Source organism: Streptomyces sp. V4I2 (assembly GCF_030817655.1).
In the GTDB taxonomy this organism is placed as follows: Bacteria; Actinomycetota; Actinomycetes; order Streptomycetales; family Streptomycetaceae; genus Streptomyces; species Streptomyces plumbiresistens.
The window spans coordinates 10,221,354-10,241,839 of sequence record NZ_JAUSZM010000003.1 but is presented as its reverse complement, the minus strand read 5'-3'; the positions used below and the strand labels follow the sequence as shown (position 1 = coordinate 10,241,839).

Here is a 20,486-nt window from a genome sequence, read left to right as displayed (position 1 = left end):
CTGTCGCCCCCACCTTTCCGACCACGGAGCGCGACGAGAATGCTATCGTTGGCATACGGAAAGTGACGACAGCGGGATCAGTCAGCTCGAGGGGGCCCTTACGTGATCACGACCAAGGACATCGCCGAACGCCTCGGTATCTCCGTCTCGACGGTCGGCCGGGCACTTTCCGACGATGCCCGCATCAGCGAGGAGACCAAGTTCCGGGTCCGCCAGGCCGCTTCCGAGATGGGATACGTCGGCAACCGGGCGGCACGGATGATGCGCGGAGCGTCCAGCAACGTGGTCGCACTGGTGATCCCGGACATCCGCAACAGCTTCTACTCGACGATCGCGCACGAGTTGTCCAAGAACATGGAAGCCGAGGGCTTCCAGCTGATGCTCTCGGAGACCGACGACGACCGGATGGTGGAGCTGCGCCATCTGCGCGAGCTGTCCGCCAACCGCGTGGCCGGCGTCATCATCGTCCCCACCGCACGCCCGCACGGCGACTCCGTCAAGCTCCTGCGCGGCCTGCCGCACCTTCAGTTGCTGCGCCGCCACCCGTCGCTCGGTTCCCAGTGGTTCGGTGTGGACGACCACGAGTCACTGCGCGAGGCCACGGCCCACCTGGTGACCCAGGGCCACACCCGCATCGCGTACCTGGGTGGTCCCACGGAGTTGCCCACGGGCGCGGAGCGTCTGCGCGGCTTTCACAGCGCCCTGAGCGAAGCCGGCCTGCCGGACGACGCCGGGCGCACGGAGCTGGGGCCGCCATCGTCCGTGGAGTACGGCCGCGAGGCGGTGCGCCGGCTACTGGAGGGCCCGGACGCGCCCACCGCTCTCGTCCTGGGATCGATCCAGCTCACCCTGGGGGTCCTGGAGGAGTTGTCCGAGCAGGGCGTGCAGGTGCCCGGGGAGCTGTCCGTGGTCGGGTTCGGGGACGAGCCGGGGTTCTCCTGGTGGGGTCCGGGACTGACCACGATCGGGCTGCCGATCCAGGAGTTGGCCACCGGCTGCGCGCTGTGGCTGATGCGCCGGCTCAAGACCAAGCCGGAGAACGACGGCCCGTACACGTCGGTCTCCCCCGGATCGTTGGTCCTGCGCGGCAGCACGGCGCCCCCTGACGGAAAGGCTCCGTCCGGCTCCGCCTGAGCCGGGGCCGCGTCACCCGGGAACACCGAAGGCGCCCGGAGCGATGTGCTCCGGGCGCCTTCGCATGCGCGGCGCGGGTGGGTCAGTACGTTCCGCTGCGCAGCCGCCGCATGACGCGGGCGGTGCGCGCGAGTTCGTCGAGCACCTGCTCGGCAGCGGCCTCGTGGATCTCGCCGGGCGTCAACTTGACCCGGCCCTGAAGGGCCGGGCTTGGAGGTAGTGCCCAGCTGGCTGCTGGGGTGGACTCCTCCGTCCAGACACCCCGTTATGGGGTGGCAGGGACGCGTGACTCACGCCCCGCATTCCACACGCTCTCGCCACGGGTGGCGATGTTGTGGGAAGCATTCCGGTCGGCGTGGGCAACGACCCCGCACCCCCGGCAGATGAAAAGCCCCTGGTCGACACGGTTGCGTTTGTCGACGTGGCCGCACTCGGCACACGTCTGCGACGTGTACGCGGGATCAACGAAGACCAGGGGTACACCGGCCCGCTTGGCCTTGTAGACGATGAAGTCTCCGAGCTGGGCGAACGCCCAGGAATGGAGTGCGACCCGTTGGGGCTTGCGGAGCCGTACCCGGTTGCGGATGCCCCCCAGTTCTTCGAGGGACAGGCCGCGCCCGGTGCGTTCAGCCTCGGTCACGATCGTCTTGGAGATGATGTGGTTGGTGTTCGCGGCGTGCCGCGCTTCCTTGCGGGCACGTGCCTTGAGCCGCCGCTTGGCGCTCTTGGTGCGCTTCTTCTGGAGCTTGGCACGCAGGGCAAGCTGTCGCTTGCGGTACCGGTTGAGCCCCCGCCCGGCGGCGAGGTAGCCGGTGGAGGCGGTGGCGATGTTCTCGATGCCGAGGTCCACGCCGATGAAGCCGTCCGGCTCGTACTGCTCGGCCTCGGGCACGTCACAGGTGGCGACGAGGTAGAACACGCCGTCGCGCTCGATCAGGTCGGATTCGCCCTGCCGGTGCGCCTGGAGCATCTTGAGCGCGTCGGCGGAGCACACGAACGGCACGTTCTTGACCCGGCCGTCCACGGTCCAGATGGACACGGTCCGCTGGTCGTACTGCCAGCTCAGGCACCGGTCGTCATACGGCTGGGCGGCCACGGGGCGAAAGGTGATCGGCTTGGACTCGGCCTTGCGGCGACGCTTAGAGCCTTCCGTGCCGAGGTTCCCGGCTCGGATGTTGGCCTTGAGCGTGGTGTACGAGTCGCGCACCTTCTTGATGACGTGTTGCGCGGCCTGCGCTCCCAGCCCCCGCGCTTTGAGTTCGGCGTAGGTGTGCTTGCGCAGCTCGTACTCACGCGGCACGCCGTGCTCGAACGTCACCTCCGATACCCAGTTCGCGGCGTCATTGACCGTGCGCAGGGTGCGCTCAAGCACGGATGCCTGCACGGCATCCGGTGTGAGTTTGACCTGCGTCACGATCTTCACGGGCGTGATCGTAGCATTGATCTATGTCACCACGCTGGGAGCCAAACCCCGATATCCGCAGGGGCCGTAGCGTCGTCTACACCCTCCACGCGCACTTGGTCTTCACCCCCAAATACCGGCGCGGACCATTCTCCGACGAGATCCTTCGGCGCTGCGAAGAGGTCATGCGCGACGTGTGCACCGACTTCGGCGCGGAGCTGCGGGAGTTCAACGGCGAACGCGATCACGTCCACCTCCTCGTGCACTACCCGCCCAAGGTCGCCATCTCCCGACTCGTAGGCTCCCTCAAGGGTGTCTCCGCCCGGCGCCTGAGGCAGGAGTTCCCCGGCCACATCCGCAAGTACCTGTGGGGTGAGCACTTCTGGTCGCCGTCCTACTTCGCCGCCTCGTGCGGGGGCGCCCCGCTCGCTGTCATCAAGGAGTACATCGAGAACCAGAAACGTCCCGGCTGAGGTCAACAGCGCAGCCAAGTACACCCGCGCGGGTCAGAGCAGCGTTAAGAAGCGCTTCCTCCCGGGCGTGAACGCCCGGGGTTCCGCGCTAGATCACGCTGAAATCGCCCTCGCCGACGAGTTGGCTGACGAACGGGATGCTCACGGTCGGACCGATCGGCAGCATCCTGAGGTTCGCCACGACCTGCTTGCCCATCTGCACCGCCCGGGTCCCCGCCGAGACGCCTCCGTAGCTGACGAACGCGGCCGGCTTGTGCTGCCACTCCACCACGAGGTAGTCCCACGCGTTCTTCAACGGGGCGGGGAAGCCGCCGTTGTACTCCGGGGTGACGAAGACGGACGCCTCCGACGCGTCGACGATCCGGCTCCATTCGCGGGTGTGGCTCTTCATGTACTGCCGCAGGGCCGGAGAGTGAACCAGTCCGCGACGGATCTGCCCACACGCCCGGGGCGAGTGCTGGCCACAACGGTGGTGAGGGTCATGGGCGCCACGGAGGGCTGGAGTGTCATGTCGGGCTCGCTTTCCTGTCGGCCGGGATCCGGCCCGACGGACCCACGCCGCCTGTGCTGTCCGTCCGTCCAGGAGAGCGCGGGTCCGCCGGAGTTCTCGCCGGAGCACCAAGGGCTGTGCGAACGATAGCATTGAGGTCTCGGCGAGTCAAGAGGGTGCAAAGCGCCACGATCACCGGATCGACTAGGACCCCCCTCTTGACAGAGCAGTCGCCGCTTTGCACGATTGCGCTATCGTTAGCACGAGAAGAGCCGCAGTGAACGAGCAACCCTCGCCGTCACCTTCTCGCTCGCGCCCGACGGCCGACGAGGACTTCCCCGTGCGCCGTCCGTCGCCTCCGGCCGCGGGGACACCCCCGAGCACAGGCACGGGCATCTCTCATCGACCCGATCGTCCGAACTCCGCCCTCCGAACCGAACTCCGAAAGGTTCCACCGCAATGACAGACGCGCGGATCGCCAAGCTCCACGGCCGCAGGGTGTGGGACTCCCGCGGTCGGCCGACCGTCGAGGTCGAGGTACACCTCGCTAACGGCGCGACCGGCCGGGCCATCGCACCGGCAGGGGCCTCGACGGGCCAGGGCGAGGCACTCGACCTGCGCGACGGCGGCAGCCGCTTCGGCGGGCTCGACGTCCAGCGCGCGGTGGGCTCGGTGAACCGCGAGATCGCGCCCGCCCTCGCCGGTCGTGACGCGGGTGACCAGGAGGCCGTCGACCGTCTCCTGGTGGACCTCGACGGCACCCCCGACCGCAGCCGTCTGGGCGGCAACGCGATCGTGGCCACGTCCATGGCGGTCCTGCACGCCACCGCCGCGTCGGCGGGCGTGCCCCTGTGGCAGCACCTGGCGGGCGGACGGCCGGTCCGCATCCCACTGCCGGAGATCCAGATCTTCGGCGGCGGAGCCCACGCGGACCGCCGCGTCGACGTCCAGGACTTCATGGTTGTCTGCCCGGCGGCACGGAGCTTCTCCGAGGCCCTGGACTGGACGGCGGAGATCTACCGGGCGGCCGGAACCCTGATGCGGAAGGCCGGCAAGGCGCAGGGCGTGGCCGACGAGGGTGGGTTCTGGCCCGCGTTCGACTCCAACGAGGAGGCGCTGGAGATGCTGACCCTGGCCATCGAGAGCGCGGGCTTCGAGCCCTCCTCCCAGGTGGGCATCTCGCTGGACGTCGCGGCCTCGCAGTTCGGCAGCGGCGGTCAGTACACGCTGGCCCTGGACGACCGCACGCTGGGCACCGAAGCCCTCATCGACATGCTGGGCGGCTGGATCGAGCAGTATCCGATTCTCTCCGTCGAGGACCCGGTGGGCGAGGACGACCACGAGGGCATGATGGAGTTCACCCGGCGCTACGGCCGACGCTGCCAGGTGATCGGCGACGACTACCTGGTCACGAACGCCAAGCGGGTGGAGGCGGCGGCCACCAGCGGGGCGGCGAACGCCGTACTCGTCAAGCCGAACCAGGCCGGTACCGTCACCGAGTCCTTCCAGGCCCTGCGCGCCGGAAAGGACGCCGGATTCGGCACCATCGTCTCGGCGCGTTCCGGCGAATCCGAGGACGTCACCATCGCCCATCTGAGCGTCGGCTGGGACGCCGGTCAGCTGAAGGTGGGCTCGTTCACCCGCTCCGAGCGAATGGCCAAGTGGAACGAGGTTCTGCGGATCGAGGAGTCCCTCGGCGAATCCGCGGAATTCAGTGGATGGTCCGCATTCACATTCGCCGGGGCCGGGCCCTCGACGACCAGGCCGTAAAACGGCGTCGGGATACTACGTCTCACGGCACCGAAATCCAGATTCGATCCGAGTACGGAGACCAGCATGCTGCCACCCGTCAATCTGCGCCCGAGTTTCAACATCACCCGCTCCAGTCACGTTCGCCTCACGGTCGCGGATCTGGCCGAGAGCCGGAACTTCTACGTGAACGTGCTGGGGCTGGTCGTCAGCGACGAGGACGAGCGCACCTGCTACCTCCGCGGCCTCGCCGAAGCCTGCCACCACAGTCTCGTGCTGGAGCTGGACGAAGAGGGCGGCGGCACCTGCAGGAGGGTCGGCTACCGGGTCTTCTTCGACGAGGACCTCGACCTCGCGTACGCCTGGTTCCGTGAGCGGGGGCTGCCCGCAGAGTGGGTCGACGTCCCCTACCAGGGCCGCACCCTGCACGTCAGCGACCCCATCGGCACGCCCCTCGAGCTGTGCGCGCACATGGAGACCCGGCCCCGGCTGCACATCAACTTCGAGCTCTACAAGGGTGCGCACGCCCAGCGGCTGGACCACTACCAGATCTTCGCGCCCGACACCTACGAGCTGTGCGCGTTCTACAGCGAGCTCGGCTTCCGCAACTCGGAGTACCTGGAGCACGGGAACAAGCTGCTGGGTGCCTTCATGTACCGCAAGGGCACCTGCCTGGACCTGGCGATCATCGAGAACACCGGGCCCGCCCTGCACCACTTCGCCTACACCGTCTCCGAGAGCCACGACATCTTCACCGCGTGCGACTGGGCGGGCATCCAAGGCTACGGCGACGGCGTGGAGCGGGGCCCGGGACGGCACGGACCGGGCGGGATGCTCTTCGCCTACCTCCGCGACCCCGACGGCCACCGGGTGGAGGTCTTCAACAGCCACTACCAGACGATCGACACCGAGATCGAGCCCGTGCGCTGGGACGCGGCGGCACTGAGCACCAACGCCCGCTGGGGCCTGCCGGCCCTGGAGAAGTGGTACTTCGAGGCGTCGCCCTTCGTCGGCGTGAAACAGATCCCGCCGGCCGAGCTGCCCAAGCCGATGTCGATGGAGCGGTACCTGCTCGAACAGTCCGCCCACTGACCCTTCGTACGATCACGTCCCCCCGAGGAGACACCATGGCACGAGTCCCCTACCTGCGTCGCGAAGACGCGGACGAGGCACAGAAGCCCCTGTACGACCGGCTGGAGGCCGAACGCAAGGTACCGACGGCGAACATCTTCCTCGCCCTCACCCATGCGCCGACCCAACTGGACGCCTTCCTGACCTACGCCAACTCGCTGCGCGCCGCCGACCTCAGCCCCAAGCTGCGTGAGCTGGCGATCCTGACCGTGGGCCACGCGACCCGGTCCGTGTACGAGGTCGCGCACCACCAGTCGCACGGGCTGGGGGCCGGGCTCACCGGGGAACAGCTCGCGGCGGCGGCCGACTTCGAGTCGTCGGACCTGTTCGACGGGGTGGAGAAGGCGGTGATGCGCCTCGCCAAGGAGTCCACGCTCCAGGTCGAGGTCTCGAAGGAGACCTGGAGTGCCGCGGCCGAGCACCTGACGGACAAGCAGATGGTCGAACTGTCGTTGTCCATCGCCTGGTACAACTCCGGCGTCCGCATCATGGGGCTGCTGGACATCGACCTCGAAGCCAACTACCCGAATCCTTTCGCGAATTCCTAGGTAATTCTCTTTTCAGGGTCTCCGCCTCCGGCCGCCTGGACGGAGCAGTTCCAAGGAGTATTTCAATGGCGAAAATGCTCGCTGCACGACTGCACGCGCTCGGTGAGCCGATGTCGATGGACACCATCGACGTGCCCACCCCGCGGCCGACCGACGTGCTGGTGCGGGTCAAGGCGTGCGGGATCGTGCCGAACATGGCCAATGTGATCAACAACTGGCCCACATGGTTCCCGCACCAGCCGTTGCCCAAGTTCCCCGCCGTCTTCGGCCTGGACGCCTCCGGTGTGGTGGAAGCCGTCGGCGAGGCGGTGCTGAACACCAGGCCCGGCGACCGGGTCTACGTCAATCCCCTGCGTGGCTGCGGAAGTTGCCAGGTGTGCCGGGGTGGTGAACAGAGCCGGTGCCGCTACTTCACGCTGAACGGCTACTTCAGCACCTCCCGTGACGGCCAGCGGATCTTCGACCTGTATCCGTACGGCGGTTTCGCGCAGTACATGACCGCCCCGCAGTCCTCGATCGTCAACATCCCGGACACCATGACGTTCGAGCAGGCCGGCAAGCTCGGCTACATCGGGACGTCCTACGGAGCCCTCAAGAACGCCGCGGCCGGCCCCGGCCAGGTCGCGCTGATCGACGGGGTCACGGGAACCCTCGGGGTCGCGGCGACCCTGCTCGCGCTGGCCTCCGGCGCCTCCCGGGTCCTCGGTACCGGCCGCAACGAGGAGCTCCTCAAACGCGTCAAGGAACTGGCCCCGGACCGGGTCGAGGTCTTCCGGCTGGGTGACGGTTCCACCGGCGAGTGGGCGAAGTCCCGCACCGGCGGCGAGGGCGCGGACTACGTGATCAGCGCCCTGGGCGCCAAGGCACCGGTGGAGACGATGCTCGACTCCATGCAGGGCGTGCGCAGGGGCGGTCGGGTCGTCAACGTCGGCGGCGTGGCCGACCGGCTGCCCCTGGACGTGAAGTGGCTCATGGACGAACAGGTCCAGCTGATCGGCTCCAACTGGTTCAGCACCGCACAGGGGCAGGAACTCGCCGACATGGTGGGCGCGGGCGTCCTGGACCTGTCCTACCTGCAGGCCAAGCCGTTCCCACTGGCCAGGGTCAACGAGGCGATCTCGGGTCTTAAGGATCGCGACGGCGGGTTCAGCAACTACGTCGTCATTCCCTGACAGGCAGGCCCCAGCGGGCGTGCGACGCCCCTTGGCCGGGCATGCCCCTGACGCCCCGTATTCACCCCGCGGCGGACTGTTCTGCCCTGACGCCGCCGCGGGGTGCTTCACACAAGCCGTGCACACGGTCGGTGCTCTCGTCAGCGCAGGCCCGGCAGGATGGAGGAGCCGGTGGAACTGCGCTGGCTGGAATCGTTCGTCACCGTCGCGGAGGAACTGCACTTCGCGCGGGCGGCGGACCGTCTGCATCTTGCTCCGTCGGCGCTCAGCGCCCAGGTCCGGGCGCTGGAGTCGCACTTGGGCGTGCGGCTGATCGACCGCGGACGGCGCAGCCGTCCGGCGCTGACCAGTGCCGGGCGGCTGTTTCTCGAAGAGACGCGGCTGACCCTCGCCCAGGTCTCCCGGGCCGAGACGGTGGGCCGGCGTGCCGGTCGCGGGGAGTTGGGGCACGCCCAGATCGGGTACGTCGCCTCGGCCACGTTCTCCGGAGTGCTGACCGACGTCCTCACCCGCTGCGCGGCTCCCGGCACCGAGCTGACCGTGCAGGTGCGCGAGCTGGAGACACCGGCCCAACTGGAAGCGCTGGCCTGCGGGGACATCGACGTCGGCTTCCTGCGCTGGAGGCCGGAGTACCCGCCCGAAGTCACGGCCACCCGCCTGCTCACCGAGGACGTCGTCCTGGCGCTGCCGGCGGGCGCGCCGCTGGCGGCGTACGAGGCGATACCGGCGGCGCAGCTGCGCGACGAGCGGTTCGTGGCCCCGCACTTCGACGAGGAGTACGGCTGCCGCGACCAGATCCTCGAGGTGGCGCGGCAAGGCGGGTTCAGCCCGCGGTGCGCTCCCCCGGTGCGGGACTTCATCGCGGCTCTGACGCTGGTGGGCGGTGGTCTCGCGGTGGCTCTGGTCCCTGATTCCCTGCGCCGCGTGCACATCCCCGGGGTGGCCTACCGTCCGCTGGCGGACGTGTCGCTGACCACGCGGCTGGTGGGTGCCTACCGCAGGGGCGAGACGTCGCCCGCGGTGCGCGGCCTGATCCGCCGCCTGCAAGAGGCCGCCGCCACGGTCACCGCCGGCTGAAGCCGCTCCTGCGTGCGGCCGACGCGGACCGCACTCCGTGATCCGCAGTCTGTCCAGGGTGTCTCCCCCCTCTCACCGACAGCGCCGCCAGGTCCGTCCAGGAGTGCCGTCCTCGACGCCTGCGACCGTCTCCTCGTGCCCGCCTCTCCGGCCGTCCGGCTCGCCCTGTTCGGCGTCGGCGTGCTTCTGCGCGACACGGCCGGCCGACGACGAAACGGCGCATGTTTGTGCGCGGATGACGCACTGTCGGAGCAGGTCAGAGGGGGTGTTCCAGGCCTACGCTCAACACGGCACCACAGACTGTGGCGGCGTCCATCGACTGCCGCCGGGCGGAAAGACAGGCGGAGGAACACATGACATCGATCAAGCGCGTGGGGGTCGTCGGCGCGGGGCAGATGGGCCGGGGCATCACCGAGATCTGCGCCCGGGCCGGACTGCACGTCACCTTGTGCGACGTGACCGAGGACAGGGCTCGTGCCGGACTCGCAGGTGTGGCGGATTCCCTGCTCAAGGCGGAGAAGCGCGGCACCATCGTCCCCGGAGACCGCGCGCATGCCCTGGCCCGGATCTCGGTCTCCGCCGATCTCTCCCGCCTGGCTGAAGCCGACCTGGTCATCGAGGCCGCCGTCGAGGACGAACAGGCCAAGACGGCGCTGTTCCGGCAGCTGGACGAGATCGTCACCGACCCGGACGCCATCCTGGCCAGCAACACCTCCTCGCTCCCCATCGCCCGGCTCGCGGCGGCGACGGGACGACCGCAGGCGGTGGTCGGCCTGCACTTCTTCAACCCTGTCCCCCTCATGCCACTGGTCGAGGTCATCCCCTCGTTGCAGACCTCGAAGGCCACGGAACTGCGCGTCCGTGCCTTCGCGGGCGAGACCCTGGGCAAGCAGACGATCGTCACGGAGGACCGTGCGGGGTTCGTGGTGAACTCCCTACTGGTGCCCTACCTGTTGGCAGCGGTGCGGATGGTCGGCTCCGGCACCGCGACGGCGGAGGACATCGACACGGGAATGACCGCCGGCTGCGCTCACCCCATGGGCCCGCTGCACCTCGCCGACCTCATCGGCCTGGACACCGTGGCGGCGATAGGCGAGGCGCTGTACGAGGAGTACCGGGAACCGCTGTACGCCCCTCCTCCGTTGCTGCGCCGCATGGTCGAGTCGGGGCTGCTGGGCCGTAAGTCAGGGCAGGGATTCTTCAGCTACCAGGCGGCCTGAGGGCCTGCGGTGACGCGGTGTTCCACGTGCCCCGGCTGCTGTACGTCCACCGTCGTCACCGCGGTCCAGGGCAGGACCGGCGAGGTCGGGCGGGCATCGCGCGAGACGTGGGTCCCCGGATCCGGCCCGAGACGGTACAGCCCTGTTCCGCCTGCGGCTCGTTCCGGTAGCGGCGGCAAATGCGATGGCGGCCGCACCGCCCACTGGGCTCAGCCCGGGGTGGGTTGGCCGCCGCTCAATGGGACCGAAGACGCGCCGGGCGAGCAGGTCCGGGCCTTCGTCCTCGGCTGCCGGGTCCGCCCCGGCTCAGTTCACGAGCGGGGTGCCGATCAGGTCGATCACGTTGGCGTCCGCGAGGCTGTGCGGTTCGGCCGTCATGAGCGGCATCTGCATCGGGCCGAATGGAGCGGCGCGCAGTCAGGCACGGAAGTCGGCGCACCCGCACGGCGGACCCTCAGCGGCACGAGGTTGCGGCTGAGGGCATCCCGTCAGCGGTCCGGCCTTTCGGCGTCCGTGCCACCGCTCGGCGTGATGATCCGCGGTATGGAGCTTTCTTCTGGCGTCTTCGCCCCCAAGGAGATGGACTGGGACGTCCCTCCTCCTCGCGGGAGGGTACTTTGCGCGGGGGCACCCCCAGAAGCGTCCGTCTCGGGTCGCCCGTCTCAGCCGACTGCGCGGCGGGCGGCAATTTCCTGCGTGAGCTGGGGAGCCACCGAGAAGAGGTCGCCCACCACGCCGTAGTCGGCAAGGCCGAGGATCGGTGCCTCCGGGTCCTTGTTGAACCGACCTGGTATTGGTGCGGGTAGTGCCCGGTGTCGACCGCGGCGCGCGAGGCGCCACGGCACCCCCAGAGCGTCTGCCAACTCCTCCACGACCTTGAAACCGCCCGCTCCTGCGACACCGCGGCCTCCGGAGACCACGACGGTCGCCTCGGTGAGTCCGGGTCGGTCGCCCGCAGGGGCGGCGCGGCGTGCGGTGCTGCGCGCGGACGCCGCGGGGGCGATCGGTGGCAGTTCCAGCTTCCGCTCCCCCGCCTCCACAGGGTGCTCCTCCGGCTCGAAGGCGCCCGGCCGCACGGCGATCACCGGTATGCCGTGGGTGACTTGTGAGCGCACGGTGCAGGACCCGCCGAAGACGATCTGGGTGACCACCCCGGACGAGTCCAGGTCGACCGCGTCGACCAGCAGCCCTGCGACCAGCCGGACGGCGAGACGCCCGGCCACCTCCCTGCCGTCCGTCGTGGCGGAGACCAGAACGGCGGCGGCAGCGGTTTCCCGGACCGCCAACTCCAGGGCGTCCACGGCGGGCGTGACGAGAAACTCGGCGGCGTCGGTTGACTCCGCCGCATGGACGCTCGTGGCGCCGTGGCGGGCGAGAGATTCCCTCAGACGCGTCGCTGTACCGGGAGTTCCCACGACGACGGCGGCCGGGTCCCCCAACCGCCGTGCGGCGGCCAGGAGTTCGTATATTGATTTGTTGACTTGTTCCCCATCGTGGTCGACGAGTCCGAGGACTTCGGCATGAGGGCCTGTTACCTGGTCGGGCGATTCAGACGAGCTTCTGGGCGATCAGGTACGCGGCGAGCGGCGGCCGGCCGAACCGTCGTCCGTAATTGTGTCCACCGGCTTCTTCTTGGCGGCCATGATCCCCTTGAAGGAGGGGTAGTGCGGCTCGTTGATCTTCTCGGTGACGCTGACCAGCGCGGGCAGCGGAGCGTCCAGTGTCGTCTCGCCGTCCTCGGTCTCGCGCTCGGCGCGCACCCGTCCCGCGTCCACGTCGAGCTTGCGCACATGGGTCACCTGCGGCAGGCCGAGCAGGTCCGCGACGACGGCGGGCACCGCGCTCGCGCCACCGTCCGTGCTCGCGTCGCCGGCGAGCATCAGGTCGACGTCCGCCACGGTCCGCACGGCCGCCGCCAGAACCTTCGCGGTGGTCAGCACGTCGGCGCCGCGCAGCCTGTCGTCGCAGATGTGGATCCCCCGGTCGCCGCCCATCGCCAGTACCTTGCGGATGGCGTGGAGCGCGGAGTCGGGTCCCATGGAGACGACGGTGACGTGAGCGTCCGTCGTCTCCTTCAGCGTCACCCCTCTTCGGTGGCACGCTCGTTGATCTCGTCCAGGACGAGTTCGGCGTCCTCGCGGTCCAGGGTGTGGTCGGCCTGGGACAGGGTGCGTTCGGCACCGGAGTCCGGGACCTGCTTGACCAGCACGACGATGTTCACGGGTGCCTTCTCTCAGCCGTCACGGTCAGCGTCGCGGCCGGCGTCCTGGTCAGCGGAACGCCGCCTGGCCGGTGATCGCCTGCCCGACCACCAGGGTGTGCATCTCGCTGGTTCCTTCGTACGTCAGCACGGACTCCAGGTTGTTGGCGTGGCGCAGCGGCGAGTACTCCAGGGAGATGCCGTTGGCCCCCAGGATGGTGCGGCACTCCCGTGCGATGGCGATCGCTTCCCGTACGTTGTTGAGCTTGCCGACGCTGATCTGCTCGGGCCTGATGCGGTGCTGGTCCTTGAGCCGGCCCAGGTGCAGGGCGAGGAGCGCGGCGTTGCCCAGGGACACGCTCATGTCGGCGAGCTTCTTCTGGGTGAGCTGGAAGCCACTGATCGGCTTGTCGAACTGGACTCGGGAGTCGGCGTACTGAATGGCTGCCTGGATCGAGTCGCGGGCCGCGCCGACCGCGCCGAACAGGATGCCGAAGCGGGCCTCGTTCAGACAGGACAGCGGTCCGCGCAGGCCTTCCGCGAGGGGCAGCCGCGCCGAGTCGGGCAGCCGTACGTTGTCGAAGTAGAGCTCCGAGGTGACGGAGGCGCGCAGGGACATCTTCTGCTTGATGTCCTGCGTGGTGAAGCCGGGCACCCCGCGGGGCACGAGGAAGCCGCGGATGCCGTCCTCGGTCTGTGCCCAGACGGTGGCCACATCGGCGATGCCGCCGTTGGTGATCCACATTTTGGAGCCGTTGAGGATCCAGTCGTCGCCGTCGCGGACGGCCTTGGTGCGCATCCCGGAGGGGTTGCTGCCGAAGTCGGGCTCCGTCAGGCCGAAGCAGCCGATGGCCTCACCGGCGGCGAGCCGGGGCAGCCACTCCTGCTTCTGCTCCTCCGAGCCCCACTTCCAGATGGAGAACATCGACAGCGAGCCCTGCACGGAGACGAAGCTGCGGAAACCGGAGTCCGCCGCCTCCAGCTCCAGACAGGCCAACCCATAGCTGACGGCGCTGGTGCCGGCACAGCCGTACCCTTCGAGGTGCATGCCGAGAACACCCAACTTGCCGAGCTCCGGGACGAGTTCGCGAGCGAAGTGGGCGTTCTCGAACCACTCGCCGATGTGCGGGCGCACCCGGTCGGCGAGGAACTTGGCGACGGTGGCCTGGATCTCGCGCTCCTCGTCGCTGAGGGTGGAGGAGAAGTCAAGCAGGTCGAGAGGGTCCTTCATCGGCTTGGCGCCGCTCATGGTGAGCTCCTGGAGGTAGCAGTGATCGGTTCGGTCGTGATGTCCGTGCCGGGACAGGTCAGGTGTCCGCTTCGTTCGGCGCGGAGACGTGGTCGGAAAGGCGGTGAAGAATCTCCGCGGTGTGCTGGCCCAGGCGCGGCGGCGGCAGGAGGTACTGCGCCGGGGTACCGCTCAGCGCGATGGGGCTCGCGACCTGCCGGGAGGCCGAGCACTGAGCTCCGGCTGCGGTGTCGGCGGGTGCGGCGGGGATGTCGACGATGCCGGGCAGGCCGAGCTTCTGGGCGAAGGCGAATGCCTCGTCGAGGGTGTTGACCGGTCCGGCGGGCACCCCGGCAGCCAGCAGGACGGCCGACCAGTGGTCTGCGCCGGCGCTCCTCAGCCGTTCGGTCAGGATGTCCCGTAGGGCGGCGCGGTGTGCGACCCGGTCGGCATTGGTGCGGAAGCGGTGGTCGGCGGCGAGACCGGGATCCCCGACAACCTCGGCGAGCGCCGCGAACTGCCGGTCGTTGCCCACGGCGAGCGCGATCGGGCGATCGGCCGCCGGGAAGGTCTCGTACGGCGCGATGCTCGGGTGCGCGTTGCCCATGCGGCCCGGAACCACACCGGCGACGGCGAACGCGGATGCCTGGTTGACCATGGCCGACAACAGCGAGCCGAGCAGGTTCACCTCCACCCGCTGCCCCTCCCCGGTGGCGTCCCGGTGCCACAGTGCCGCGAGGATGCCGAGCGAGGCGTGCAGCCCGGTGACCACATCGACCAGGGCCACGCCCGCCTTCACCGGCTCTCCGGCCGCGTCGCCGGTCACGCTCATCAGCCCGCCGACGGCCTGCACCAGCAGGTCGTATCCGGGGATCTCCGCACCCTCGCCGCTGCCGAAACCGCTGATCGAGCAGTAGATCAACCCCGGGTGCAGCGCACGGAGTTCGCGAGGGCCGAGCCCCAGCCGCTCCATCGTGCCGGGACGGAAGTTCTCCACCAGCACGTCGGACTCGGCGACCAGGGCTCGGGCCTGTTCGACGCCGGCGTCGGTCGTGAGGTCCAGGACGACGGACCTCTTGTTCCGGTTGACGCCGAGGAAATAGGTCGACGTGCCGTCGGGGTCCGCAGGAGGGTGCCAGGCCCGGGTGTCGTCTCCGATGCCCGGCCGTTCCACCTTCACCACGTCGGCGCCGAGGTCGGCGAGGAGCATCGTGGCGTAGGGTCCCGCGAGGACCCGGGAGAAGTCGGCGATGCGCAGACCGTCCAGTGCGCCGCGCCCCGCTCCGCCGGGAACACCGGCCCGTCCGTCCGGTGCGTTGTGCTGGGTGCCCACGCACCCTCCTCTCTGATCGTCGTGTGGGTGCGAGGTGCCTGTGTCTCGGCCGTTTCCCGCTATCACCAGCGCTCCAGAGGCGGTGCCGGCCGGCTGAGCTCGACGAGTAGCAGGCCTTGGCCGAGAGGGGCGGCGGACCGTACGACGCTCACGCGTGCCCCCACCGCGACCGCGGCCGGCGCCGACCCGGTGACCTGGCAGAGCAGGTTGAACCCCTCGTCCATCGCGACGAACCACGTGTTGTGCGGGACATGGCCGTACCGGCGCACGACGACCCCGGAGCCCTCGCTGCGCTCCCGTTCGAAGGCTGTGGACCCGCAGGCACGGCAGAACGAACGACGGTAGGCCGAGGTGCCGCACCACAGACAGCGCTGGAAGAGGAGATCGCGGAAGACCGCCGGCGCGTTCGGCGTGGCGGCCTCGGCCGTGACCGCAGCAGCGGCCTCGTCGTCGTCCGCGAGTTCGGTGTGTTCACGGGTGTCCGTCCGGAGCATCACGGCCTCCTGCACGCAGTTCGGTGACCGGAAAACGGCTGGTCGGGATCCGATGTGGCTCCCTCACCCTGACCCTGTGGCGGACCGCCGGTCAACGACGTACTGACGCATCTTTGTGCGCGGAATACGCGCCATTCGGTGAGGTCAGAGCGGGTTTCCCCGCGCTACTCTCCCCGGTGGGGGTTCTCGGAGTACACCCGGTGCGCGTCCCGTGACGCAAGACCGGTACCGCCTGGGTGGGAGAACCATACGAAGGGCTCGCCCCCTCCCGGTCATCAAGGTAGGGAAGGTTGAGTGGCTGGATCTTCCGGAGAGTGAGAGCCGCTCCGCCTGCCCCATCACTGTGCCTTCGCATGACCCACTCCGAGATCGAGATCACCTCAGGCCTGATCTACGACCTGCTTCAGGAGCAGCATCCGGACCTTGCAGGGCTGACCATCCGCGAGGTAGCGGGCGGGTGGGGCAACCAAATGTGGCGCCTTGGGGACGAGTTGGCCGTGCGCATGCCGCGCACAGAGAGTGCCCCGGACCTGCAGCGCAAGGAGTGCCGGTGGCTGCCTGTCTTGGCTCCGCGCCTGCCGCTCCCGGACCGGCTCCAGGACAGCGCGCCCGCATGGAGGCGACCACCAGCATCTCCCCCTGATCGTCGCCCGGCGCCGCACCCCCCGTCGGCTCCGGGCGACCACCACGAAGCCCTCGGCGGCCCGCTCTGCACCAGCGGTCGCCGGGGGCTTCTCATTGACTGCCGGGTCAGCTTCCGGTTGTGCAGCAAACGGACATCCACACCGCGCCGACCTGCGTTTTTAGGTCAGAAGACAAGGACCTGGCTGGGCATGCGCCTGTCAGACCATGCTGTGCGGAAGTGAGGGTGGGGGGCACACCGCTCCTCCGAAGCCCGCTGATGAGGAGACTCCATGAAGCGCATCCGCAATGCCGCCGTGTCGACCGCCTTGACCGCGATCGTCATAGCCGGTGGCACCGTACTGGCGGCCAGCCCGGCCTCCGCCGCGCCGGCCCGCGACGTGGCCGCCTCCGGCCCTGTCAATGCGTCCGCCTTTTACTGCGGCTACGACAACCGTGTGACACCGCCCACCATCCGCTACGGCAGCTCCGGCAACACGGTCCGCGAGGCCCAGTGTTTGCTCATTTCGCTCGGCTACTCCGTCGGCTCGTCCGGGATCGACGGCCAGTTCGGTCCCGCCACCCGGTCCGCCGTCTACGCCCTGCAGGCCGACTACGGGCTCTCGTACGACGGCATCGTCGGCCCCCAGACCTGGAACTGCCTGCGCAACTGCTGATCGCCGCGCGGCGAGCCGCCCCGGTCCCCCGGGGCGGCTTCCCCCGTTCCGCCACACCGAGGAAGGAAGCGCTCATGCCATCCCTACGCTCGATTGCGGTGGCCGCGGCAGCCGCCGCCCTGACCGCCGGTCTCGGCACGCCGGCCGCCGCCCTCACCGCCGCCCCCAACGCCGCGCCCGCCGACGTCCGGCCGGCCGCCTGGTACTGCGGCTACGACAACCGTCCCACGCCACCCTCCGTAAGCCCCGGCAGCACCGGCAACACAGTCCGGGAACTGCAGTGCCTGCTGACCCAGTGCGCCTACTACACGGGTCCCGTCAACGGCGTCTTCGACAGGGCGACAGCGGCCGCCCTCCGCGCCTTCCAGAACGACCACGGCATCCCCTATGACGGTGCCGTCGGCCCCCAGACCTGGACCGCGCTGCGCACCTGCGACGTGGCCTAGGTGTATTGCCCTGAGAGGTTGGGGACGCGGCTGGCGGGTGGTTGGCCTTTCAGCGCGGTGTGTCCGCGGTGGTGATTGTAGGTGTGCAGCCAGTCGGGGAACGCTTGGCGTCGTTCGGTCTCTGAGTGGTAGGGGCGGGCGTAGGCCCACTCGTCGAGCAGGGTGCGGTTGAAGCGTTCGACCTTCCCGTTGGTCTGCGGCCGGTAGGGCCGGGTGCGCTTGTGGGCGATCCCGGCTGCGGTGAGCAGGTCGCGCCAGTCTCGTGAGCGGTAGCAGGAGCCGTTGTCGGTCAGGACCCGTTCGACCGTGATGCCGGCCTGGGTGAAGAACGCCTGGGCACGGGTCCAGAAGCCGGTGGCGGTCTCCTTCTTCTCATCCGCGTGGATCTCGCTGTAGGCCAGTCGGGAGTGGTCGTCGACGGCGGTGTGGAGGTAGCTGTAGCCGGCGTTCGGGCGGTTCTTGCGTCCTGCTTGGCGGCCCAGCACTTTGTGTCCGCCGCCGTCGGGGATGTTGCCGAGCTTCTTGATGTCGACGTGCACCAGCTCGCCGGGACGTTCACGTTCGTAGCGGCGTATGACGCGGCCGGTGGCCCGGTCCAGGTGGGTGAGGCGGGCCAGGCCGTAGCGGGTCAGCACACGGTGAACGGTCGAGGGCACCAGGTGCAGCAGGTGCGCGATGCGGGCCGGTCCCCAGCGGCGCAGGACACGGACCTTGATGATGCGCCGCTCGGTGCGGGTCGGCGTCCTGCGCGGGCTGGTACGCGGGCGGCTGGAGAGGTCGCTCATGCCTGCTTCGCCGAACGTCCGGTAGCGGTCGGCCCAGCGCTGGGCGGTGGTCGGCGAGACCTGGAAGCGTTCGGCAGCCCGGCGCAGGGGCCAGCCGTCCTCGACCACGCAACGGGCCAGGCGCAGTCGTCCGGTCTCGGTCAGGGGTGCATTACGGTGGGACACGAGGGCCTTTCGGTCGGTGTCGACGTCGCAATCCACACCGAACTCGAAAGGCCCTCACCTGTTCAAGATCCCTCAGCTGAGACCTGCCTCACCGTCCACAACCTCCCGGGACAGAACACCTAGGCGTGGCCTAGGCGTGGCCTAGGCGTGGCCTAGGCATCAGGAGCCGGACGCCCTGAGCAGCGCCGATCCCAGCGGGGTCGGGGTGTGCACCACGGTGTTGCCCCGACGCGTCGAAGTGGTCAGGCCCGCCGCCCGCAGCGTCGTGGCGTGAAGACTCGCCGTGGGCGCGGTGACCCCCGTGCGGCGGGCCAGTTCACCTGTGGTGCAACTGTTTCCGATGGCCGTGAGGCACGCGGCCCTCGTCGGTCCCAGCAGATTCGCCAGCGCCCGGGCCCCGGGGGCGTGGTCGGGGCCTGACCACCGCTCCGGTCCCCGCTCGACCGGATACATCAGCACCGGCGGCAGCCCCGGGTGGACGACGGTCACGGGCCAGCGCCAGCAGAACGCGGAGGGCGCCAGCACCAGCCCCCGCCCGGCCAGCCGGATCTCGCGCTCGACCGGGTGGCCCACCTCAAGCACCGGTGCCTGCCACAGCATCGCCGGCCGCATCGCGGCCAGCAGCCCTTCGGTCCCGTGGTCGAGCACGGTGCGGGCCCGTGCGGCGCGTTCCGCGTCGACGAGTGACCGCACCCGCGGCCAGAAGGGGGCGATCGCCACGTGGTGGTACGCACGAAGTGCCGCGCCGAGCCGCGCCAACGCTGCCGGCTCGCCCTCCGTCAACGGCCGCAGCCACGACGGGGCCCCCGGCAGCGCCGACAGCTCCCGTCTCAGCCGGACGCGCGGAGTGCCGAGCACCGCTTCGATCCCCGCCTCCAGCCCCTGCCCCGCTCGCTGCGGAGTCAGGAAACCAGGGAGGTCGCCCGCCGGAGACACCAGATGGCGCAGCAGTCGCACATACCGCTGCGGCAGTTGACAGAGCCGGTCGCGGACCTGCGCCCGCCACGGGTCGAAGACAGCACCGCCCCAAGTGCCGCGGAGCAGCCTGATGCTCATCACGGTTTCCCATAGGGGGTCCGGTCCGCTCGCGAACCTGACCCGGCTGAGATCCTCATTGGTGATATGCACGCGCAGCATTGCATCCCCCGCAACACGGCTGTCCCCCGGCTTGCCGCGGCTCACTGTGCACCACATTCGTCACGGCCAGGAAGCTCTTTTACGCCACACCTGTCGGCGTACGGGCTTCTTTGGCTCTGGAAGATTTCTGTAGGGCGGAGATCATCTGAGTGCGGCGGTTGCCGGAGCCGCGTAACGGCGGCGTAGGTGGGCGATGAGCACGACGCGGTGGTGGAGCAGGGGAATCCCGGCGCGTCCCGCCATGGTGCGTTTCGGAGCTTGACGTCGGTGATGTGGCCGTCGTGACACCGGAGTTGTAGGGAGTGGTGATGAGCGTACCCGGCGACTCTTTGGAGCGATATCGATAGAGTCCCAGGGACCACTGGCCGATTCGCGCGCCGAGTTGGAGCATCCGTGCGCCGGATGCGTGGGACCGGCTGAGGACGGACCACAGCACTGTGTTGCGCCCCGCTCCGGCTGGATGATCATGATCTGCCAGGCCCTGGCGACCTCACGTACGGCCCGCCGGTCGCACGCCGGCGGGATTCGGTGCACCGCGCGGGGCGACACCCGGTCCCCATCCCAGTGTTGATCCGGGGCCCACCACTGTTGTGACGTCGACCGCGCCCTTTCGCCGTTCTCCTCGACGCGACTTCCCGGCCGGTACGTCCGTAGCCGTCCCATTCCCCGCGCGGCCGCGCCCCCGCAAGCCGGTCGACCACGACCGCCTCGGCCGACGCGCGGTCCGGCGCCGCGCGAAGGGATGACTGCGGCCGCCGTCGCGGCGGCCCTCAAGGACGCCCGCTTCGACGCGCGCCAGGACTCCCGCCACGAGCCTCTGGCCGGCGACGAACGCGTCCGGGCGAAGCTCACGGAGTGGGAGCGCATCAACCAGCTGCTCGCCGCCACGGCCCTGGACACCGCCTACGACCCGGACACCGGCCCGCGCGCCCAAGGGGCGCTCGAGCCCATGAATGGTACGGAGTGAGGACTCACTCATTGACGGAGTGAGTCCTCACTCCGTA

Annotated in this window: 20 protein-coding genes and 2 pseudogenes; 12 read left to right on the top strand and 10 right to left on the bottom strand. The window is 69.4% G+C overall.

What is annotated here, in order from left to right:
• The first annotated feature begins 102 nt into the window (after positions 1 to 102).
• Positions 103 to 1,134 carry a LacI family DNA-binding transcriptional regulator gene (locus QFZ76_RS47900; RefSeq protein ID WP_307679583.1) on the top strand — a complete coding sequence of 344 codons (1,032 nt, stop codon included), beginning with the start codon at positions 103 to 105 and terminating at the stop codon, positions 1,132 to 1,134.
• Between the two features lie 265 nt (positions 1,135 to 1,399).
• On the opposite strand, the gene QFZ76_RS47895 is transcribed toward QFZ76_RS47900, so the two are convergent.
• Complete coding sequence (locus QFZ76_RS47895) at positions 1,400 to 2,557, bottom strand: transposase (RefSeq protein ID WP_307672070.1); 1,158 nt, start codon at positions 2,555 to 2,557, stop codon at positions 1,400 to 1,402.
• A gap of 23 nt (positions 2,558 to 2,580) precedes the next feature.
• Between QFZ76_RS47895 and tnpA the strand changes: the two genes are divergently transcribed.
• The gene (tnpA, locus tag QFZ76_RS47890; protein ID WP_307672071.1) at positions 2,581 to 3,009 is read left to right on the top strand and encodes an IS200/IS605 family transposase; all 429 of its coding nucleotides are present in this window, start codon (positions 2,581 to 2,583) and stop codon (positions 3,007 to 3,009) included.
• Between the two features lie 88 nt (positions 3,010 to 3,097).
• Here the strand turns inward: tnpA and QFZ76_RS52060 are convergent, their stop codons facing one another.
• The gene (locus QFZ76_RS52060; protein ID WP_373464472.1) at positions 3,098 to 3,400 is read right to left on the bottom strand and encodes an NADPH-dependent FMN reductase; all 303 of its coding nucleotides are present in this window, start codon (positions 3,398 to 3,400) and stop codon (positions 3,098 to 3,100) included.
• Between the two features lie 558 nt (positions 3,401 to 3,958).
• Between QFZ76_RS52060 and eno the strand changes: the two genes are divergently transcribed.
• The 6 genes from eno to QFZ76_RS47855 all read left to right on the top strand — a co-directional run bounded on the left by eno (position 3,959) and on the right by QFZ76_RS47855 (position 10,396).
• A complete protein-coding gene (eno, locus tag QFZ76_RS47880; RefSeq protein WP_307679581.1) occupies positions 3,959 to 5,269 on the top strand; it encodes a phosphopyruvate hydratase in 1,311 nt (436 codons plus the stop codon).
• 66 nt (positions 5,270 to 5,335) lie between these two features.
• Positions 5,336 to 6,340 (top strand): VOC family protein, encoded by a 1,005-nt coding sequence (locus QFZ76_RS47875; protein ID WP_307679580.1) that lies wholly within the window; start codon positions 5,336 to 5,338, stop codon positions 6,338 to 6,340.
• A gap of 35 nt (positions 6,341 to 6,375) precedes the next feature.
• The gene (locus QFZ76_RS47870) at positions 6,376 to 6,927 is read left to right on the top strand and encodes a carboxymuconolactone decarboxylase family protein (protein ID WP_307679579.1); all 552 of its coding nucleotides are present in this window, start codon (positions 6,376 to 6,378) and stop codon (positions 6,925 to 6,927) included.
• A gap of 74 nt (positions 6,928 to 7,001) precedes the next feature.
• Entirely contained in the window at positions 7,002 to 8,099 is a 1,098-nt protein-coding gene (locus QFZ76_RS47865) for an alcohol dehydrogenase catalytic domain-containing protein (RefSeq protein ID WP_307679578.1), read from the top strand.
• A gap of 159 nt (positions 8,100 to 8,258) precedes the next feature.
• Positions 8,259 to 9,176, top strand: coding sequence for a LysR substrate-binding domain-containing protein (locus QFZ76_RS47860; RefSeq protein ID WP_307679577.1), 918 nt, complete (start codon positions 8,259 to 8,261; stop codon positions 9,174 to 9,176).
• A 353-nt stretch (positions 9,177 to 9,529) separates the two neighbouring features.
• Positions 9,530 to 10,396: a 3-hydroxybutyryl-CoA dehydrogenase gene (locus tag QFZ76_RS47855; RefSeq protein WP_307679576.1), complete on the top strand. Its 867-nt coding sequence runs from the start codon at positions 9,530 to 9,532 to the stop codon at positions 10,394 to 10,396.
• A gap of 662 nt (positions 10,397 to 11,058) precedes the next feature.
• Here the strand turns inward: QFZ76_RS47855 and QFZ76_RS47850 are convergent.
• The 6 genes and pseudogenes from QFZ76_RS47850 to QFZ76_RS47825 all read right to left on the bottom strand — a co-directional run.
• Positions 11,059 to 11,916 (bottom strand): annotated as a pseudogene (locus QFZ76_RS47850) (electron transfer flavoprotein subunit alpha/FixB family protein); the annotation flags it as partial.
• A 48-nt stretch (positions 11,917 to 11,964) separates the two neighbouring features.
• The gene (locus tag QFZ76_RS47845) at positions 11,965 to 12,480 is read right to left on the bottom strand and encodes an electron transfer flavoprotein subunit beta/FixA family protein (RefSeq protein ID WP_307679575.1); all 516 of its coding nucleotides are present in this window, start codon (positions 12,478 to 12,480) and stop codon (positions 11,965 to 11,967) included.
• Positions 12,477 to 12,617 carry a hypothetical protein gene (locus QFZ76_RS47840; RefSeq protein ID WP_307679574.1) on the bottom strand — a complete coding sequence of 47 codons (141 nt, stop codon included), beginning with the start codon at positions 12,615 to 12,617 and terminating at the stop codon, positions 12,477 to 12,479. Before QFZ76_RS47840 ends, QFZ76_RS47845 begins: the two co-directional genes overlap by 4 nt.
• Positions 12,618 to 12,666: 49 nt before the next feature.
• The gene (locus QFZ76_RS47835; RefSeq protein WP_307679573.1) at positions 12,667 to 13,845 is read right to left on the bottom strand and encodes an acyl-CoA dehydrogenase family protein; all 1,179 of its coding nucleotides are present in this window, start codon (positions 13,843 to 13,845) and stop codon (positions 12,667 to 12,669) included.
• A gap of 58 nt (positions 13,846 to 13,903) precedes the next feature.
• On the bottom strand, positions 13,904 to 15,157 hold the full coding sequence (locus QFZ76_RS47830) for a CaiB/BaiF CoA-transferase family protein (protein ID WP_307679572.1): 1,254 nt from the start codon (positions 15,155 to 15,157) through the stop codon (positions 13,904 to 13,906).
• A gap of 62 nt (positions 15,158 to 15,219) precedes the next feature.
• Complete coding sequence (locus tag QFZ76_RS47825; protein ID WP_307679571.1) at positions 15,220 to 15,651, bottom strand: Zn-ribbon domain-containing OB-fold protein; 432 nt, start codon at positions 15,649 to 15,651, stop codon at positions 15,220 to 15,222.
• A 353-nt stretch (positions 15,652 to 16,004) separates the two neighbouring features.
• Here QFZ76_RS47825 and QFZ76_RS47820 point away from each other — a divergent pair.
• The 3 genes and pseudogenes from QFZ76_RS47820 to QFZ76_RS47810 all read left to right on the top strand — a co-directional run.
• A pseudogene (locus QFZ76_RS47820) lies at positions 16,005 to 16,238 on the top strand (aminoglycoside phosphotransferase); the annotation flags it as partial.
• Positions 16,239 to 16,565: 327 nt separating this feature from the next.
• A complete protein-coding gene (locus QFZ76_RS47815; protein WP_307679570.1) occupies positions 16,566 to 16,949 on the top strand; it encodes a peptidoglycan-binding protein in 384 nt (127 codons plus the stop codon).
• 74 nt (positions 16,950 to 17,023) lie between these two features.
• Positions 17,024 to 17,395 (top strand): peptidoglycan-binding protein, encoded by a 372-nt coding sequence (locus QFZ76_RS47810; RefSeq protein ID WP_307679569.1) that lies wholly within the window; start codon positions 17,024 to 17,026, stop codon positions 17,393 to 17,395.
• Here the strand turns inward: QFZ76_RS47810 and QFZ76_RS47805 are convergent.
• Complete coding sequence (locus tag QFZ76_RS47805; RefSeq protein ID WP_307674073.1) at positions 17,392 to 18,345, bottom strand: IS481 family transposase; 954 nt, start codon at positions 18,343 to 18,345, stop codon at positions 17,392 to 17,394. The genes QFZ76_RS47810 and QFZ76_RS47805 overlap by 4 nt on opposite strands.
• Before the next feature lie 159 nt (positions 18,346 to 18,504).
• A complete protein-coding gene (locus tag QFZ76_RS47800) occupies positions 18,505 to 19,401 on the bottom strand; it encodes a transcriptional regulator (protein ID WP_307679568.1) in 897 nt (298 codons plus the stop codon).
• Positions 19,402 to 20,224: 823 nt separating this feature from the next.
• Between QFZ76_RS47800 and QFZ76_RS47795 the strand changes: the two genes are divergently transcribed.
• A complete protein-coding gene (locus tag QFZ76_RS47795; RefSeq protein WP_307679567.1) occupies positions 20,225 to 20,449 on the top strand; it encodes a hypothetical protein in 225 nt (74 codons plus the stop codon).
• The last annotated feature ends 37 nt before the right edge of the window (positions 20,450 to 20,486 follow it).

Coding starts and splice junctions, on each gene's coding strand:
- QFZ76_RS47870 (WP_307679579.1), top strand. CDS start 6,376: ATGGCACGAGTCCCCTACCTGCGTCGCGAAGACGCGGACGAGGCACAG.
- QFZ76_RS47865 (WP_307679578.1), top strand. CDS start 7,002: ATGCTCGCTGCACGACTGCACGCGCTCGGTGAGCCGATGTCGATGGAC.
- tnpA (WP_307672071.1), top strand. CDS start 2,581: ATGTCACCACGCTGGGAGCCAAACCCCGATATCCGCAGGGGCCGTAGC.
- QFZ76_RS52060 (WP_373464472.1), bottom strand. CDS start 3,400: ATGAAGAGCCACACCCGCGAATGGAGCCGGATCGTCGACGCGTCGGAG.
- QFZ76_RS47810 (WP_307679569.1), top strand. CDS start 17,024: ATGCCATCCCTACGCTCGATTGCGGTGGCCGCGGCAGCCGCCGCCCTG.
- QFZ76_RS47800 (WP_307679568.1), bottom strand. CDS start 19,401: ATGAGCATCAGGCTGCTCCGCGGCACTTGGGGCGGTGCTGTCTTCGAC.
- QFZ76_RS47835 (WP_307679573.1), bottom strand. CDS start 13,845: ATGAGCGGCGCCAAGCCGATGAAGGACCCTCTCGACCTGCTTGACTTC.
- QFZ76_RS47815 (WP_307679570.1), top strand. CDS start 16,566: ATGAAGCGCATCCGCAATGCCGCCGTGTCGACCGCCTTGACCGCGATC.
- QFZ76_RS47855 (WP_307679576.1), top strand. CDS start 9,530: ATGACATCGATCAAGCGCGTGGGGGTCGTCGGCGCGGGGCAGATGGGC.
- eno (WP_307679581.1), top strand. CDS start 3,959: ATGACAGACGCGCGGATCGCCAAGCTCCACGGCCGCAGGGTGTGGGAC.
- QFZ76_RS47825 (WP_307679571.1), bottom strand. CDS start 15,651: ATGCTCCGGACGGACACCCGTGAACACACCGAACTCGCGGACGACGAC.
- QFZ76_RS47875 (WP_307679580.1), top strand. CDS start 5,336: ATGCTGCCACCCGTCAATCTGCGCCCGAGTTTCAACATCACCCGCTCC.
- QFZ76_RS47795 (WP_307679567.1), top strand. CDS start 20,225: ATGACTGCGGCCGCCGTCGCGGCGGCCCTCAAGGACGCCCGCTTCGAC.
- QFZ76_RS47860 (WP_307679577.1), top strand. CDS start 8,259: ATGGAGGAGCCGGTGGAACTGCGCTGGCTGGAATCGTTCGTCACCGTC.